This window comes from Anaerolineales bacterium (genome assembly GCA_003105035.1).
In the GTDB taxonomy this organism is placed as follows: domain Bacteria; phylum Chloroflexota; class Anaerolineae; order Anaerolineales; family UBA4823; genus FEB-25.
In genome coordinates, this window is record PQAL01000004.1 from 52,732 (window position 1) to 69,894 (window position 17,163).

The 17,163-nt window shown below is 50.2% G+C and carries 20 protein-coding genes; 4 read left to right on the top strand and 16 right to left on the bottom strand.

All coding sequences use genetic code 11. The features are described from left to right. Position 1 precedes the first annotated feature (1 nt). From C3F13_02745 to C3F13_02795, 11 genes are all read right to left on the bottom strand, one after another. Complete coding sequence (locus tag C3F13_02745) at positions 2-478, bottom strand: hypothetical protein (GenBank protein ID PWB55996.1); 477 nt, start codon at positions 476-478, stop codon at positions 2-4. 202 nt (positions 479-680) lie between these two features. Then, positions 681-1,259, bottom strand: coding sequence for a hypothetical protein (locus tag C3F13_02750; protein PWB55997.1), 579 nt, complete (start codon positions 1,257-1,259; stop codon positions 681-683). Continuing rightward, positions 1,243-1,707, bottom strand: a complete 465-nt coding sequence (locus C3F13_02755; protein PWB55998.1) for a hypothetical protein — start codon at positions 1,705-1,707, stop codon at positions 1,243-1,245. The genes C3F13_02750 and C3F13_02755 overlap by 17 nt, the downstream gene beginning before the upstream one ends. A 509-nt stretch (positions 1,708-2,216) precedes the next feature. Further along, the gene (locus C3F13_02760; protein PWB55999.1) at positions 2,217-3,359 is read right to left on the bottom strand and encodes a hypothetical protein; all 1,143 of its coding nucleotides are present in this window, start codon (positions 3,357-3,359) and stop codon (positions 2,217-2,219) included. 137 nt (positions 3,360-3,496) lie between these two features. After that, complete coding sequence (locus C3F13_02765; protein ID PWB56000.1) at positions 3,497-3,763, bottom strand: hypothetical protein; 267 nt, start codon at positions 3,761-3,763, stop codon at positions 3,497-3,499. A gap of 100 nt (positions 3,764-3,863) precedes the next feature. Continuing rightward, positions 3,864-6,125, bottom strand: a complete 2,262-nt coding sequence (locus C3F13_02770) for a hypothetical protein (GenBank protein ID PWB56001.1) — start codon at positions 6,123-6,125, stop codon at positions 3,864-3,866. Next, a complete protein-coding gene (locus tag C3F13_02775; GenBank protein PWB56002.1) occupies positions 6,122-6,385 on the bottom strand; it encodes a hypothetical protein in 264 nt (87 codons plus the stop codon). Before C3F13_02775 ends, C3F13_02770 begins: the two co-directional genes overlap by 4 nt. Beyond that, positions 6,385-6,909 (bottom strand): hypothetical protein, encoded by a 525-nt coding sequence (locus C3F13_02780; protein PWB56003.1) that lies wholly within the window; start codon positions 6,907-6,909, stop codon positions 6,385-6,387. The genes C3F13_02775 and C3F13_02780 overlap by 1 nt, the downstream gene beginning before the upstream one ends. A 108-nt stretch (positions 6,910-7,017) precedes the next feature. After that, complete coding sequence (locus C3F13_02785; GenBank protein ID PWB56004.1) at positions 7,018-7,434, bottom strand: hypothetical protein; 417 nt, start codon at positions 7,432-7,434, stop codon at positions 7,018-7,020. Positions 7,435-7,555: 121 nt separating this feature from the next. Continuing rightward, positions 7,556-8,038 (bottom strand): hypothetical protein, encoded by a 483-nt coding sequence (locus C3F13_02790; GenBank protein ID PWB56005.1) that lies wholly within the window; start codon positions 8,036-8,038, stop codon positions 7,556-7,558. Between the two features lie 59 nt (positions 8,039-8,097). Next, positions 8,098-8,421 (bottom strand): hypothetical protein, encoded by a 324-nt coding sequence (locus tag C3F13_02795; protein ID PWB56006.1) that lies wholly within the window; start codon positions 8,419-8,421, stop codon positions 8,098-8,100. Between the two features lie 17 nt (positions 8,422-8,438). Here C3F13_02795 and C3F13_02800 point away from each other — a divergent pair, with 17 nt between their 5' ends. After that, on the top strand, positions 8,439-9,191 hold the full coding sequence (locus C3F13_02800; GenBank protein PWB56007.1) for a Crp/Fnr family transcriptional regulator: 753 nt from the start codon (positions 8,439-8,441) through the stop codon (positions 9,189-9,191). A 152-nt stretch (positions 9,192-9,343) separates the two neighbouring features. Continuing rightward, positions 9,344-9,856, top strand: a complete 513-nt coding sequence (locus tag C3F13_02805; GenBank protein PWB56008.1) for a hypothetical protein — start codon at positions 9,344-9,346, stop codon at positions 9,854-9,856. Positions 9,857-9,908: 52 nt separating this feature from the next. Here C3F13_02805 and C3F13_02810 read toward each other — a convergent pair whose 3' ends face one another. The 5 genes from C3F13_02810 to C3F13_02830 form a co-directional block, all read right to left on the bottom strand. Continuing rightward, positions 9,909-11,048: a hypothetical protein gene (locus C3F13_02810; GenBank protein ID PWB56009.1), complete on the bottom strand. Its 1,140-nt coding sequence runs from the start codon at positions 11,046-11,048 to the stop codon at positions 9,909-9,911. Then, positions 10,960-11,403, bottom strand: coding sequence for a hypothetical protein (locus C3F13_02815; GenBank protein ID PWB56010.1), 444 nt, complete (start codon positions 11,401-11,403; stop codon positions 10,960-10,962). The genes C3F13_02810 and C3F13_02815 overlap by 89 nt, the downstream gene beginning before the upstream one ends. A gap of 208 nt (positions 11,404-11,611) precedes the next feature. Further along, entirely contained in the window at positions 11,612-11,923 is a 312-nt protein-coding gene (locus tag C3F13_02820; GenBank protein ID PWB56011.1) for a hypothetical protein, read from the bottom strand. Between the two features lie 9 nt (positions 11,924-11,932). Further along, on the bottom strand, positions 11,933-12,637 hold the full coding sequence (locus C3F13_02825) for a hypothetical protein (GenBank protein ID PWB56012.1): 705 nt from the start codon (positions 12,635-12,637) through the stop codon (positions 11,933-11,935). 96 nt (positions 12,638-12,733) lie between these two features. Continuing rightward, the gene (locus C3F13_02830) at positions 12,734-13,267 is read right to left on the bottom strand and encodes a hypothetical protein (GenBank protein PWB56013.1); all 534 of its coding nucleotides are present in this window, start codon (positions 13,265-13,267) and stop codon (positions 12,734-12,736) included. A 413-nt stretch (positions 13,268-13,680) separates the two neighbouring features. On the opposite strand from C3F13_02830, the gene C3F13_02835 reads away from it, so the two are divergent. Further along, positions 13,681-15,744, top strand: a complete 2,064-nt coding sequence (locus tag C3F13_02835) for a hypothetical protein (protein ID PWB56014.1) — start codon at positions 13,681-13,683, stop codon at positions 15,742-15,744. Positions 15,745-15,912: 168 nt separating this feature from the next. Continuing rightward, positions 15,913-17,130 (top strand): hypothetical protein, encoded by a 1,218-nt coding sequence (locus tag C3F13_02840; protein ID PWB56015.1) that lies wholly within the window; start codon positions 15,913-15,915, stop codon positions 17,128-17,130. Positions 17,131-17,163 lie beyond the last annotated feature (33 nt).

Consider the following 17,163-nt stretch of genomic DNA (forward strand, 5'->3'; position numbering starts at 1 on the left):
TTTACAATCCAGTAAGAAAGATTTGCCCAATAGAACCTCCTGCATAAAACAGAGTTGCTGAAAGAAAGAAATAGATTATTTGGGCAATTACTAACCATGCAGATGGTGTATCGGTCGTCATGATGAGTGAAAGGATAATCAAGACAGGAACGAGGATTAACACGATAATTATCGAAAGTATTAGGGCAGTATTTTCCCAAGCAATCTTTCGTGGTTTTGATACCAAACCAGAAATTAATTTGACTATTGTTTGACCAACAAGAATTGAAGATGCAAGAGACCATTCGGGGATACGAAAAAAGGCGGAGAATTCGCCTTTACTAAAAGAGATAATACCAATCACAATAAACGGTAAAATAATGAATAAGAGTTCGGCAATGATTAATATTTGTGCTTTTTTAAATTGTTCATTTAGTGTGGGGATATCTTTATCACTTTTTATTTTTTCAATTACTTGTTTGTTTATATTATTTGGCATATTCTTAATAACCTACTAGTTTCGTTAATATTAGGAAAGTAAAGAAAAGCTAATTGCGCAGACTAAATTGCATCAAAGGTGGGCCTGGCAGGAGTCGAACCTGCGACCAAGCGGATTTATGCTTTATTCCAATTGGTACACATTATTAGGTAATTATCTGATATGTTTCAATCGTTTTTTAATAAATAGTGATAAAGATTAGCTAAGCAGTTACTTCTGCACTTTTTACAAAATGTGCGAACTTATTTCTTAATCTGCTGATTCTAACACGCAACATTGAAGGGGATTGATTACTTCTTAAAGCTATTTCGTGCATTGAATATCCTTCAAGAAGTGTGTTAAATAATCGCTTTTCGTCCTGAGTCAAACTATCTAGAAATGGTTCTATTCTTTGTAAACCTACTTCCCATGAATCGTCGTGAATATCATTTGATTCTGATGGAATATTATCAAAATCTGAGATTTGTTCTGCAGGAACTTCTTTTCTTTCTTTTTGTAGGTAATTTAATGCTTCAAAGTAACTAATTTTATACGCCCAGGATCTGACCTGAAAGTCTGTAGTACCATAATAATTTTCAGCTTTAAACCATATAGTAGAGAGGGTATCTATTGCTATGGATTCAACGATTTCTTTTTCAAGATCAGGGAACCTTCTGTTAATGTATTCGGTAACAGCAGGTGCTAATATCTTAAATAATTCTCCGAAGGCAATTTCGTCTTTTTCCTTAACCTTATTAAGTAGGTCGTTCAATGAGATATTATTTCTAATTTGTGTGTTCATGATTAGGTAATGGGTTGTCAGGTGATTTAATCTCATCCAGCAATTTAAATATTGAAACAATATCTATTTGAGCTTGTTCATCAATTTGATAATCTATCGAAGTAACCTTATTACTTGTGGGCATTTTTATTGATAATGTGCCCACACGAATTGACCCGGTAATCCGTCCTCGTAATTGATAAATCAAGTTATAGATCGATTCTGCAAAATCTTTCGAAGATTTTACTACCCTCGTTAGTGCATCGATGATCTTAACCATAATTAATAAAAATAATAATAATTCAAGGGCATATAGAACAAGTTTCACAACTAGATCAATTTTGAAAGTGGCAAATGCCCAAACGATGAAAATTGATTCAACAATGAGCAAAGAAACAAAAACCAGCTCCCTAAGCTGACCACCAGGAGAAATTGGATTTTCCTCGGATGCCTTCTTGATTTTTTTCATCAAAGATTAGCTAAATCAACTAAAGCTCTAGCTTGAGCGATTAATCTACGTAGATCATCATCTTCAAGTTTTCTTACATGTAACAGTAATTCAATTCCAAGAGGTGATTAGTCTGCATCTTTGGTTTTTCAAGGTTAAGCCATTTTGGGAAAAAAATAGGTGATTGGTTTATTTAGAGCATATCCCAAATAGAGAAGAACGGCTGTTTTAACTTCTCGCTCCCCCGCTTCAATTTGAGATATTGCTGCTTTTCGAAAGTGCGCTTCTTCTGCCAATTCGGCTTGGCACATCATTGCCTCCAATCCCGCATGAGTGGTTCGGCAAAATTACTAGTGGGCCCGGCAGGAGTCGGACCTGCGACCAAGCGATTATGAGTTAAGCAGTGCGAATTCCATAGCTTCCACTCTATTGTATCACCCCCATATCTGGGATGTCTGTTGTAGGCTACCGTACCAAATATGGGGGTTGGCTCTCTTCGGGGCATTTTGAGGTCGGATTGTACTGCAACCCTACTGCAAGTCATCATCGGGCGGATTCACGATTTCCTCGATATTTTCAGCCGCCTCATCCTGCGAATGGGCCATTACGTGCCCGTAGATGTCGGTGGTGACGCTCGCCTTGGAGTGCCCTGCCCGCCTCTGGACCGTGTTGACCGGAGTTCCGATGTCCAGGAGCAGAGAAATCGAGGTGTGCCGCAGATCGTGGAAGCGGATTACCGGCAGGCCATTCTCCCGAAGGATTTCCTTGAACTCGCGTGATACTTTGGTCTGATCGAGGTAGGTGCCGATGGTCGTGGTGAAGATCATGCCGGTTTCAACCCATCGATCTCCGGCAGCCGCTCTCAGAGCTTCCTGCCGTTGGCGGTGCGCATCCAGCATTGCCAGGGCGCCCTTGCCAATCTTGATCGTTCGTCGACCGGCTTTCGTCTTCGTGGGGACAAGCACATACCCCTTACCGGCCTCGATCTGCAGTTGGCGTTCGACCCTCAGGGATCCTTTTTGCCAATCCACGTCAGTCCACCTCAGGCCGAGAAGTTCGCCCTTGCGCAGACTGGTTGTCAATGCCAGGTAGTAGAGTGCCACAAGTGGATGATTTCTGGCTGCTGTCAGGAACGCATGCACCTGTTCCTCGGTGAAGATTTGGAACTCCTGCGTTTCCACCTTCGGACGCTCTACTGCCTCGACGGGATTGCGACCGATCAGGCCTTCCTTGACCGCCTGCTTCAGGGCGCCGTGCAGAGTCACGTGGACCAGCTGGATCGTCCGGGCTCCGCGACCTTCCTCCTGCATCCGTAGATACAACTGACGCAGGTGTGATGGAAGGATATTCTGCAGCCGCATCTTTCCAAGTGCCGGGAAGATGTAATCCGAGCAGTACGATCGATAGTTCTTGACCGTGTTCGGCCTGCGGGACAGTTCCTTGCCGGCGAGCCAGCTTTCCATGAATTGCTCCAGGGAAACCTGCGTGCCATCGAAGGTCAGGCCGTGCTCGATCTTACCGAGGATGTCCTTGACCCAGTCGCGGCAGGCCTTTTGTGACTTGGCATATTTCGTGACGCGTCGACCGCTCAGGCTGACTTGGGCGCACCACCGGCCATCTTTCCGCTTGTAGATGGTGCCTTCGTTGTTGCCTCGCTTTCTAGCCATGTTCATTCCTCCTTTCTGTGACTTGGTGAGCCCAGGCAGGAGGAACGAGTGGTGAAGCTTGTGCTATTCGACTGGTAAGGTGCTGTCGTACTCTAAAAAGATTGTACCTGATTTGGTCGCCAAGTGAGCGACCGGGATGGGATTCATTTCTTGCGGTAAGGAAAGGTATAGGGCGGTTCATTTTGCTCTACTTTTCCTTTTAGATACCGTTCCAGATCCCCGACTCTCACTCTGATGGCGTTGCCGATCCGAACGGTGGGGAGTTCGCCGCGCTTGGTAAGCAGGTAAGCATAAGAGAGACTTACTCCAAGCATTTCCGCGACCTCCTTCATTTTCAATAATCTTGCTTCCATGGTTTTTTCTCCAATGAACCGTGATGTCATTATATAGAACTGATGTTCGCATGTCAAGCATTGCGGCTTTCCACTGTTTCTACTGCTTCCATACGTTATACACTTTTGCCAAAATCGGCGATTCTCATGTTTCACCTCCTCACCACATTGCTAAATTTCACGATTGATGATAAATTGTTCCTGCCGAGCGGCTGGGTGCCCCCCTCACCCAGTTCTCGGCACTTTTTATTGGGAAGAGATACAGGCACTCACTTTCTTTCCCGCCAAGGATACTTTGCCGGATGGGATCAAGGACAGTCTGGACCGCCCGAGTGAACAAGGTTCGATATCGAGGCACATCCACACTGCGGGGGTCCGGTTGGTCCGGAATATCCCAGGCATGGACCCCCGATTTTCCAAGCGTAAACAAAAAACGCACCCTCTGGCCGGGACGTACCGTTCTCCCGGCAGCCTGCAGCTGCTTTACCGCGCGGGCGGCTGGTGAGGGAGAGGAATATTCCCCCACTTCACGCGTCAATCGTTGTGACACCAGCAGCTTCTCCAGGGGAATTTTTCCTTTCCGAAGCAATGTCAACTGCTTATCAACAAACGCTTGCGCTTTTGGAAGAACATCCTTCAAGCCATCGGCATCGGGAGCCCTGGCCAGGATTTCCAGGATACCCATCTGAGTCTCAGTGATAAAGGGAGCAGTATCCCGGCGGCGTGCTTCAATCCCCCTGACCTTGACCGACCCATCCTGGAAGACGCCGAAGTAGCGGTTCGGAACCGGTACCCGCTCGTTCACACGGGATGGCAGGAAGACGACCCACCGGTAGATCCCATCCAAAGAGATCGGCAGGCCGGTGCGTTCGGTGATCTCTGCCAGGAGCACCTCATACTCCGCGGGGGTTTTACACCCAGGCTTGTGCACCCACAGCCCATCCACATACATGTGGAGGATCTCAAAATCCATATCTTCTGCAGCTTCCTTGGCACGCAGCAAGGCCTCCCGACCATAGGCAGTTACTGCCTCGTGCGCTTCAATTCTTCCGAACCGCGCATTTTTATACCCGAGGTATCCAAAGCAGGTGACCAGCAGCCATTTCTCAGCTGATGCCAGCGCCTGGTAGGTCGGTCGGCAGCAGTCCAGAGGAGGAAGGGTCATGATGAGCGACTTAAGCGCGATCCGCTTGTTAAGCAGAGGAGCCAAGGTCATCGGGACAATCCCCGGTTCCCCATCGGCCGGTTCGAGGTCCTTGCCCGCCCGCGGCACTTCCGGAGAGATGTTGTACTTCACCATCATGCCGGGATACATCGAAACGAAATCGATCCCGCCCACATCCCGGTGCAGGCCGACGGTCGGCTGGTAGATCATCCCCCCCATGTCGGACTGGAGCAGGGCCATGGCCGTCTTGGGAGTCTCGGCCTGGTGCTTGTGCCACGGAATGAGGATCTTGTTCTGTAGGGCGGTGACGAACTGCATGGACGAGATCCCCGTCCCCGGAGATAGTCGGGCAGCTTCCTGCGCCGGCTGCCGGGTGACACGCGCCATCTCGAGAACGCCGGTCATGCCGTAATCCTTCCAGAGCATGGCATTCTCACGGTCGATATGCCAGCGGCCACGCAAGTGCACCTGCTGGCCACGATAGACGATCTGGCCATAAGAGAAGTAGGTGTGCTCCTTCCGCTCCACCACAGCCAGGTCTTCATCTCGGTTCAGGGGCAAGTCGAAGCCATTTTCCTGGGCTATCTTGACCATGTACGGCATCAGCCAGGTGTCACCCCAGGAGGTCAGGATCAGGTCGGGGTCAAAGCGCTTGATGTCAGCGCGCACTGTCCAGAACAAGGAGGTCTCTTTCTCCTGATTGATCGGCAGGGTGTATTTATTCCGCCCAAAGGCTATGGTGATCGACTTCGGCGTAGCGCGGGCTGGATCACAGTCCGGCTCGATGGAAAGGATGCGGAGCGGCGCTGGCTCAGGCTCCAGATCCCAAGGGGTATCAAGCGCCGCAATCCTGGTCACTTTCTCTCCCGCAATTTCAACTTTGCAACGGGCGAGGGGAAAGACATCGAATGCAGCGGCATAACGTAAGGCGATGGATATATCGCCGTCGTAGTAGGTCAGGTCAGGAAATTCCTGGACCATGGAACGGAACAATTCATCCAGCCAGGCCGGCTGCGACACCTCCACGGACAGGACGGACACCATGCCGCGGAATACATCCTTCCGCTCCTGCCGGGAGAGGGATACAGGAATGGGCTGCACTTCGAGCCATTTCCAGAGCTGCCGGAGACGCGGAAAAGAGCCAGTGGCATAGACCACAACGGAGAAATCCTGAAAGAAGCGGTGACGCTGCCCATCCTCCCCGATCACCCACAAGGTCAGGTTGGTTTCGTTCGGGTAAACGTCAAACAGCCAGCCGGTCATCGTATCGTTCATGGCTGCCTTGAAAGCACTTCGCCTATCTGCTCCCGGAGCCGCATGACTTCCTTGTGCTCTTCGAGCAACATGGAAAGAAGAAACACTTCGAAAGGCAGCGCGTGAGAGGCATACTGCGCCGCCGCCAAATGCTGGCGGGCGGCCGTGAACAGATCGTCCAATGCGAGTTGATCGCTGCGCCGCAGCGCACGCCGGAAGCGGGCAAACGACGCCTCTTCCTGCATGAAAACTTGCGTGGTGGAAGGAAGGGTTCGGCCCATTAGAACAACCTTAGCGGTTCCGGCGCGGGAGCAATCGACTCTACGAAATAAGTATCAGCAGCGGATGCCCGCAGGAGTTCCCACAGTTCCTGGGCAGCAGGGCTGGGGACAGCCGGCGGGTGAATACTCACCGCGCCTCCCGCCAGGCGTTCCAAGCGTCTCAAATGTTCGATGCAGGCACGCAAGATGCGCTTCCGCTCCCCAAGTTGAACAGCTTCATCATAAAAGGTGCTGAGCATATCCAGGACAACAAAAGGCACCTGGATCGCCGGCGTGCTCTCAAGGAGGGAGAGTACCTGGTAGCAGGTGAAGGCACGCGAAACCGTGATACGGTTCAAGACTTCCGGCCGGCCTCTTGCAGCCCGCGCTACGGTATAAGCATTGAAACGGTTGCCGCCGTCCAATACCCGTAACGCTCCATGCTCTCCCAACCGGGCAATAGCGGTAAGCATGGTCGTGTTGATGCTGCGTGGGCCGACAAGAAGAAGCCAGCTGCCAACTTTGGGCTCGATAGAAGTAATCATGCCCAAAAGGTAGCATCTTCTTAAAACAAAAAACACCCTCTCTGGGGTGTGTCGTGGAACCGGTCCTATGGAGGTGCTACCTGTGGGGGTGGAAGAAGATGCCAGCCACTAATATTGGGCTTTGGAACCCCACTGGGAGAAATCCCAGTCCCGAAGCACCATTTTTAATTCATCCTTGCTATGGACACGGAATTTCACAAGAACCTGCCGTACATACCCCTTCACCGTATCCGGAGAAACGTGAAGTATTGCAGCGATTTGGCGGTTCGTATACCACAAGCAGGTGAGGGCGGTGACATCCTTTTCACGGGGGGAAAGCGATTCCCAGCACGCTACTAATGCATCCTGGGTATTCCGTTTCTCAACCGCATCTGCAAGAATGGCTGCATGAACATCCTCTGCTGATCGCTGCTCCCTCACCGCCAGACTTTCGAGCACTGAGTACGCCTGATCATCAAGCGCATACATACGACCACTATTACGCTTGAAACCAAGACGAGAGAGGAGGCGCTTAACAGCATTCATAATGCCACAAGATTATATAGAACAATAGTTCTAAAGTCAAGGTATCAAAATGACTTTTGCGAGACTGATTTATCAGTTGTAGATGCGGCGCGAATCGCACAGCATGACTGGAACGTACCCCCTAATCAGTATCCTGCCATCCTATTATCTCTACTGCTTCAAAGACTGCCATCGGATGAACGACGAGCATGATATCTTCATCGTCTTGTTTCCTGTGGCGTCTTTGCAGGATCAAACTCACTCCAGGAAATTCTTTTTGGAATTCAACATGAGTAGGAACTTCATCAACCAGATCCTGAAATAAAACAGAAGTATCGGCATACGCCATTGCCATTAACTGTTCTACCTGCTCCACCGTTGTCTGGCCAATGTAGGAGATTGCCACAAGTTCAAACCGCTTCAGTTTCCTGCGCAATTGCACAAGGGTCTTTCCCATATCATCGCTAACAAAATGCCAAGTCTGGCCACAAACCGGGCAAATCAGTGGAACAACCCAGACCCTGTCTGAATCGCCCGAAAGTAGGCAAACTTTCCCATCCCGTTCGACGATGTCCATGATATGGCCGCAAATGGTCTGTGATAGAGTGTATTCAAAAACGCTCATCTCTTATCCTTCCATAGCTAGAGAAAACTTGCTACAAAGCATTATCGTGCAGTACTCTCCTATTCGGTACGATCGTGTTGCTTCTTCTTTTTTTCAGGATTAGGAACTACTTTTCCATTCACGATAATTAAATCGCCCGATTCAATGCGTAACCTAATTATCTGAGCAAGATCAGCGGCAGTGGCTTTCAACGCTGCTTTTTGCGCATCTTCCAAGCTGCCATATTGATTCCCCGATATTTCTTCTACTGTAAAAACCGGACTCTTCCTTGGCATATTCTTTGTCCTGTAGGCTTCAGTCTTCGTTGGTTCGAATATTATCATAATCCATCGGTGAACCGCACTCCGGTCGACGAGGCAGCATTCCTTCAGTTGCCATCCCATGGGCAGGTATAATCATCATGATGGCTCCCAGAAAACGCTCCCCACTGGAGATCAAGACAACCGAGGCGCACTTGTGCTCCATTTCGCTGCGCTTGAAGATCCTCGGTCAAGTGCCATTCTTCCGAGACCTGACCGCCTCCGATCATGAATGGATCAATTCGCTGTTCCATGAGAAAGATTTCGATACCGATGAAGTCATCTGTCTTTCCGGTGATGCGGCTGAACAGCTCTTCATCATTGCGGACGGAAGGGTCAAGCTGCTGCAGCATTCCCTGGAAGGCAAGGAGATCCTTCTCGACCTGCTCACCCCGGGGGAATTCTTTGGGGCGCTTTCCGGGCTGGGCAATGATGTCTACCCAGAGACGGCACAAGCCCATACCAACTGCTGCATCCTGGTCATCGGTCGGGAGACTTTCCAGCATGTTCTCCAGCGCTACCCGGCTGTCGCCTTGAAACTGATCGATATCATGGCCGGCAGACTCAGAACGGCCAACGAGCGTGTCCACCAACTGAGCGCCTTGAGCATCGAAGCACGCATTGCCAGCATCCTGCTGATGCTGGCAGATAAGTTCGGAGAACGAAAGGGGAATGAACTCCTGCTGCAGGTGCCTCTCTCCCGGGAGGACCTGGCCGGGATGAGTGGAGCGACCACGGAGAGCGCCAGCCGGGTGATGAGCCGGTTCCAGAAGGATGGGCTGATCCGGTCAGGCCGGAAATGGGTGGCTGTGATCGACCGGGCAGGGCTGGAAGCTTTGGCCGGGAAGGCATAAAAAAAATTATCTACCCATTCGTGGGAGCGCAGGTAGACCCTGCGCTCCTATATTTTCCTGACAATTAATTGATCTACATCATGGAATGAATCTTCCCACGGCGGTATAGTGGTGACATAAGATCGGTCCCTATCTGTAAAGGAGATGAAAAAATGACCACCCTGACCCAACCGTTACGAGACGAGCATAAGGAGCTTTACCCGCACATCGAGAGCCTGAGGCAGGCTGGATTGGCCGTGCACGGGAACCTCACCCAGGCCAGCCTTGAAAAGATCGATGAAGCCTATTCATTCCTTACCACCCACCTGCTGCCACATGCCCGTGCCGAGGAGGCCGCCCTCTACCCGGCCGTGCAAAAGGTGATGGGCAGCCCCCATGCGACCGCCACCATGAGCCGCGACCACGTGGAAGTGGAGCGTTTGACCCAGGAACTGGCAGAGCTGCGTGGAACCCTTCAGGAGGGCGAGATCGGGGCCGGGAAGGCGAATGAACTGAAGCGCATCCTCTACGGGCTGCACACGCTGGTGAAAGTTCATTTTGCCAAGGAGGAGGAGGTCTACCTTCCACTTCTGGATGCCGGCCTGACCGCCGAAGAAGCCAGGGAAATGTTCGATGCCATGGAAAACGCCGCCGGCGAAGCAAAAGCACACATCCACGTTGACTAAATAAAAAAGAGATCGTCCCAGGAATTTTGGGGCGATCTCTTTTTTATTTCGATCAAACAATTGGGAGCTCCGCTTCATCAGCGTGTACTAACCTTCCCATACTGGTCGGTATAACGGCACCCTGGTACTGCTCATCAATCCATGCAATGACTTGGTGAGCTGCATCCCGGATGCGTTCCCCACATTCCATCAGTTCCGCCAGGGCGTTCTCCCCATCCCCCCAATGAGCCAAGTAGCCAAAGGCGACCTCCCCCACATCCAGCCCGAAGTGGTGGAGGATGCAGAAGGCAACCGATTCGGCCTCACACTCGATGCGCGAGCGCGGGTTGTGCGCCCGGTATTCTTTGTCAGAGTGCAGGATGGCATGACCCAGTTCATGCGCCAGGGTCTGGGCACGGAAGAGCGGTGACCGGTTGCCGGCCACAACGATCCTCTTCGCATGACCTTCCTCGTCATAGCTGCAGGCGCCGCCCCAGTTCGGATTGTCCGACTCGATCAGCTCGACCTCGATGTGGAGGATTTCCTTTGCGAAGGATGCCAGCGCAGCGTACACTCCCTGATCATCCCCTGCAAGGTTCATGTTGATCGGCTCGGGGATGGGAGCGCCGTCCGTCTGGCTGACATCGAAGGTGTGCCCAATCTTGAAGCCCACCACCTTGTAGCCGGATGCGTCACGGCCGCAATCCCCATCGCCGTCAGGTTCTCTAGCTTCCCTCGTTCTGTTTTCCTCCTTTCCCTTTTCAGGGGAGGAACATACCGGTACCCGAGCGAGGATCGGGACCAGGATCTCGATTCCCCTTTCCCCTTTGCAGACATGCCGCCCCAACTGGTTCCAGGTCCGGTAAGATGCGCACAAGGTGGCCTGCGGGAACTGGAGCAGGATCAATATCAGGTTGTTGAACGAGTACCGGTGGAAATGAGAGAGAAACTTCAAGTACTCGGTCCACCGACCGCTCCCGACCAGCTGGCTTACACCGTCTTCCAACTTCTGTCGGGCCTGGTCCAACTTCTCTTGTCGGAGGGCAACAGCTGCCTGGCGTTCTTCATCGTTCATCTCCGACCATTTCTTTGTTTTCATGGTTTCTGTCTCCTTTTTCTGTCGGTCAGGCGGGAATGAGTTCCGCTTCCGCCTGAATGAGGATGGATTGACCTCGCCGGTCGTGTTCCACCAGCCGGTCAACACCCTGTTCATGGGCTTCGAAGGCGTACATCTCCTCACGTTCTTGTGCAGTGAGGGTCTCCTCCAAGAGCCATTGCTCCACGATCAGGTTCTCCCGTGCTGCCTCCCGCGCCAGGCGTTCGGCGGCTGCAACCGTGTGAACATGGGGATTGCCCCAGCCGTAGCGGTTGAACCAGCGGGCAGCCAGGCGGGTCCGGAAGGGACCCTGTGCGCACGTATAGAGATGGCCGTGCGTCTCACGTGTCGGCATCCTGGGGGATGAGAACAGTACCCAATCCCCTTGTGGACGTTTACCCAGGTAGTAGGGCATGGCCGCCTCCTGATCCGGGCATGGGCGCAGGGCCAATGGCCGGCAGACCCTTGACATGAATTTTTCTGTGCATGGTTCCTCCTTTTGATTTCTGTAGACGACCTTTTGGGAAAATGCTTCTTCCGTGCAGACTGGCGAATGCCAGCAAACGGTGACTGCTCGTAAAACAGAGCAGCACACGCAAGGGATCCAGAAACTCGACCGCTTGCGTGTGCCGTTCTGAAAGACAGGGGAGGAGGGGGCGGAGCAATCCGCCCCCTTTGACCTATGCAAATTGGTATTGCTGTGCGAGTTCTGTTTCGACCGCCTGCGCTTGGCTGCTGTTGAGCCAGCGGCGGATGCCCAGAAGCGCCTCATCTGGGGAAACCGATCCGGCTGCGACCGACTGCAGGGTTGCCATCAAGACATCCCGGCCGGCAGAGAGGTTCAGCCTACCGTCAATGGCCATCAGATCTTGGCCGGATTGCTCGACCTCGTTCACAAGCTTTCGTAACGGAACGAAATCGTGCTCGATCTCCGCGAAGTCAACCGCCTGGCGAAGGGACTCAATTGCGTAATTGAAGTCATAGCTGGCCATGGCAGTACCTCACGAAAATCCCAGGCCGCGTTCTTTGAGAGACACGAAGCGGCTTCCACCTATCACGATATGGTCCAGCACATCGATGTCCAGGAGTTTTCCGGCCGCCACGATCGCACGGGTAACCGCAACATCATCTGGTGAGGGTGTCGGGTCCGAACTCGGATGGTTGTGGAGGACGATCATGGCCGGGGCCAATCGCTGGAGAGCCGGCTTGAACAGCTCACCCACGTGCACCTGGGAGGAGTTGACCGAGCCGTGGTACACCTCGACGATCTCGATGACGCGGTTGCGCGTGTCGAGAAGCATGACACGCAGGTACTCCTGCTCCAGGAGTGACATCTCGTACTGCACGAGGGCCGCAGCATCAGACGGCGAGTTGACTGCTGGCCGTTCTCCGGCTGGTTCGGTCAGCCGCAGGCCGAGGGCAAGGGCAGCCTTGATGCGCACCGCGGTCTGTTGACCAACGCCGCGCACGGAAGCGAGCTCCGCGACATGCGCCTTGAAGAGACGCTGTACATCCCCGCCAAAGCGGGCAAGGATGCCTTCAGCGACTTCGATCTGCTGCGCCCCGCCGACCACCGCAGCCAGGAGTTCGGCCAGGCTGCAGGCAGTGGCATTCGATGTAACCCGGTATGCAGGCTGGTCTCGAAGGGGCAGGGTCTTCAATTTGGTGGGTCTGTAAGTGGGAGGGGTGGTAAGAAGGGTTTCCATTGCGTCCATCCTTTTCTGTGATTTGGTGGGGACGGACGACATGTCTCCCCAGGGGGAGCGGACATCCGTCCCCGTGGGGAATGATCGAACTTTCTGTTATTGGTCCGGGTTGTACCCATCCGGCCAGGGCTGCGACTCGGTGATGATCTCGTCGCGTTTCAGACCGGGATAGAGCACCTGGCCGTCCTCTGCGACCACTGGCGGGAAGACCCAGGGGTTGCTTGCCAGCGCCTTGCGCAGGCTTTCCACGTGGGCGAGCCAGTAGTGCGCCTCGCTGCCTTTGACACAGGCCCAGCCGGCACCTCGCCGGCGGCTCGTCAGGTCGGGGGCGTAGTATGTCTCCGCGCCGCAGATCGGGCAGGCTTGTGGGGCGACCGGAAAGAACCCGGACGGTACCTCGGGAGCGCGTTCGCCCCCACCCCGCAGATATTCCATGACGGCTGTAACCGCCGGGCATTCTGCGCCCAGCCCACAGGTGCAGCGCCGATCCTTTCCGACGCTGTGATACTGCGGGTGGGTATCCGGTCCCATGTTGACAAGGTAGTAATAGCCAGACACGGAGACTGTGGCCTGCTGGCACAGGTGCCGCAGGTCAGTTTCCTTGATCTGTTTCAGTGTGGTGAGCACCATCTTGCACCTCCTTCCGTTTGCTTTGCATAAGTCCTCCAAAAGGTGAAATTGCTGCTGACGGATCGAACCAGCCTGTGGCTGGTCTGACGGATTCTGATCACCCGCACAACGCGGATGTGAATCACAAGGAGAGTGAGAAGCACGCCAGGCACATGAATGGGATTCGATATGCCTGGCGTGCCGCCCACAAGAGCGGTACTAATTGTTGGAGAAGTGGGGCGAAAAATAGAGAACTAAAATTATCCGGACTTACTCAACATTGATATGCTCGATGTGCAATTATTTTTTGTCATTAATGCAGGTAAGCACTTAGTCAAGCTAAACATAATGTCCGCCCTTGTATGTGATATATTTCCAATCAAAATGGAAACGAATAGAAGTTATTGTGAATTACCCTCCTAGGGGGGCTGCGAATGAAACAAATCCTCAATACCATCAACTCGGACTCTGTAAATTTGAAAGGCTGCCAATTCACCGTTGGTGCTTTATATCAAGCCTTGTACGGCACTTGCATAAGCGGATTACCAATGCTCGTATCACATGATGCAAGTCGGCTAATTGGATGGTCGAGATCATTTGCCCTATACTTTGAACCAGGATTGACCCGTCTGACGAATATTGGTGAAATTGGCGATACAGATGAGGATTTTGACCTCCTAAGGCGATTATTTAGCCATTTCATGAGAAGCCACCTAGATGAATTCGCCTCAGAGATTGAGCAATTGCGATATATGTTACAGGGGAACCTTCAAGGACAAGAAAAGCAGATATTTTCTGATTGCCTGGCATTCGTAGAACCGGGTTTGGCTAGAAGAACTTTCCCAAAACTCTTTGAAATCGCGGATGATGATGGCCTCATTCCCATCGAAAAATTAAGTCCTATAGGCTCCGGTGTTTATCAAATAGGTGACTTGGCGGTCTTTGCCCACCCGTATTTCCGTCGCGCTCTTTTTCGATTGAATACGATTGATTATCCACTACTAAAAACACTGCAAAGTTTAACTTCACAATCAACAAGAATTGCCTTAGATCACGATATGGTTGGACTTGCAAGCACGTACCAAGGAGAGAGGGAAGAATTTGCTTACTGGTGGGGACCAAAATTCAGCGATGATCTAACATCCATACCTGTCGGAGTTACACACCATGAAGCTGATGATGATCAAAAAGTAATGCAAGGAATTGCATCCACCGAATTTCGATGGGGAGTGATGAATAGGTATCATGTATTTGAAGCTGAAGAAGTTTGCCATGTTCCTGATTCAGATGACGGTAGCGAGAAATTTGGATGCCGATATGTTCATTCTATGGTTGATAAGGAGAACAGGAGAATAGATCATTTTGACGGGGCCATTCGAATGTATTCGCGAAATGCTATGCTTGAACGCCAACGCCAGGATCTTGCTCATGCGCCACGGAACACGGAATACACAAAGCTTTGGAGAGTCGATGGGGACATAACAATATCTACATGGAAACAACTTATTTCCGATTACTTCAGGGATAATTTCCTTGTTGGCGAATATTTGGGGGCAGAACCACTGGATAAATCCATATGGTCAAACAAAAAAGAAGGCACGCTTAAGGATTCGTTTGTTCCCTTTTCACTGACCAAAGACGTGGGGTTACGATTGGCGTTATCGTTGCATGAGAGAACAGCAGATGCAAATACACACGTTCGCATTGTCAAACCATTTGATGTAATTTCGGTCGGAGATGAAACATATCCTTACGTGGAAACATTTACGCTCGAACTTAGAAAAGCCTTATTGAAAGCTGGCGGTGATTTACTAATCCCAGAAGGTGTGCGATTCGTAAGTCACAAGGATTTTTACATCAATTTACCCGTCATTTATCATCCAGAAGATGATGCCAAGAATTCTGTTATTCAAACATTGGGAGCGATCAAGAAGTTGGTGAATGCTTTATGCAGCAAGAGCGATCAATGTGTTATAGGTTACACCCTTGCTTACCCTATAGACCAAAACCGTGAAGTACGGATTTCAACTCTTGGGCAGATTAATGTATTAGCGAACTGGCTTGATAACCCTTTAGCGATTCCACCAGTCTCAAATACCGATTTACTGACTTGGTCTGAGAATTTGGCAGACCACCTTCGAATATCTTACCGACACAATTTAGATAAACCAAAGATATTCTCCATTCTTCAGTCCTCTGGAATATTACTGATCAGCAGGAAAAGAATAGAAGCAGAAGAGTGCAAGTTTAAATATTCTGGAGACAACAAGGCCCTTAGATTTGAATTAGTATTTGATCAAGAAGGGCATAAGCTGGCTAATGATTTATTGGCTGTAGGCATTCAACCCACCTTAGGCTATCTCATCGAAGAATCCGAATGTACACAATGTGGTGAACCTTATCAAAGCTGTAAATGCTCAAAAATACTTGACCAAGATGTTGCTCAAAAGATAAACAAAGCCTTACCTTTCCTCTATTGGATTGACCGCCCTGTGTAATCAAGAAAGAGAAAATGATAGATCTCATGGAAATTAGTGAGAAACCCAGCGAAGAGAATTATTATCTTGGGAATTTCGTTGATTGGTCTTTATATTTGATCTATCAAGAATAACGATTGTCTTGAATAAGTAGAGTCGAAATTCGGTCAATCGTATAAGGAAATAGATATGGAAAAGGATTTTTACACAGTCCCCATCAACGCCTATATTTTCAATCCTCAAAAAGAGAATCCTGAAGAAGAAGTAAGGCAATGGGCTTTATATGAACTTCTCTCGCGATATGGATACAGGATCATAGAATTACGAACTGAAGTAAGTGTCAGGATCGGGTCAAAGCCCAAAAAGGCTGATATTGTCATCAAAGTCGATAATAACAATATAGCTGTTATTGAATGCAAAAGAAAAAACCGAAAAGATGATTCAGCGAGCCAAGTGAAGGGCTATGCTGAGAGGTTAGGGGCAGAATATGCTGTTTGGACGGATGGCGTATCATATTGGAATGTTGCCAGGAGAGTAGCCGGAAACTGGTATCAGATTCTTGATCTCCCCAAACGTAGCGAACTCGGGAAAATAAATTATGGGATTTTAATTGGTAGAACTGCTTTCATGTCAAGATTTCTTTATTGGCACAACTCAACTGTTCCGGGTAAGTACGTAAGGGCCTTCTTCTCTGCAGTTCAAACTCCCGCAAATCAATTAGGGTTGCAGGCCATCGAAGGTGTTCCTGAATATTTAAGTCATAGCTTCGTGGAGTTATTTTACATTGCCGAAGAAGTGTTGTCCCCCCATATTGAAAAAGAACCGTTCGACCAAAAACGTTTGCTTCATAGACTTCTTGATTTGTTCCTGGACCTAAGGACTTTCTACCAGGATGTTGAATTTCACCCTCAATATCCTTCTAATGTAAAAGGAACCAGCCTGGAAGATAGCGTCAAGATGATGCAATCCCTACTCAGCCAGCTCGAGGATGATCCCTCGCATTCTGTAAAGGTTGATATGGGGATTCAAAAACAAGCAGCTCTCAGGATTAGTTTCGTTTTGAGTTACAACCGGGAATTACTCAAGCGATATGAAGGCCTGATTTCTCTCGAGGCAGTCTTGGTAAGTGCATTGGATGCGATCATGCGATATATTGCACAATACAGTCGGCAAGGGGCATCTGACGAGGATTTGTCTGAAAACCAAGTGTCAGATATTATTCGAGTATTCGAAATCGCCTACTTACAACCGAAGAATATGTTTTTACCCACGAAGAATGATATAGATGGCAATGAAAACTTGAAAAAGATTTGTGAAATCTACTGGTCAAATTTCCTGGCCATCTATCTTGAACAAAACAAACGAGGACTATTCCATAGGATATCGGGTAAATATTTCGGGTATTAGCTGTGGTGATTTTCCATGGCCTGAAGCATAATA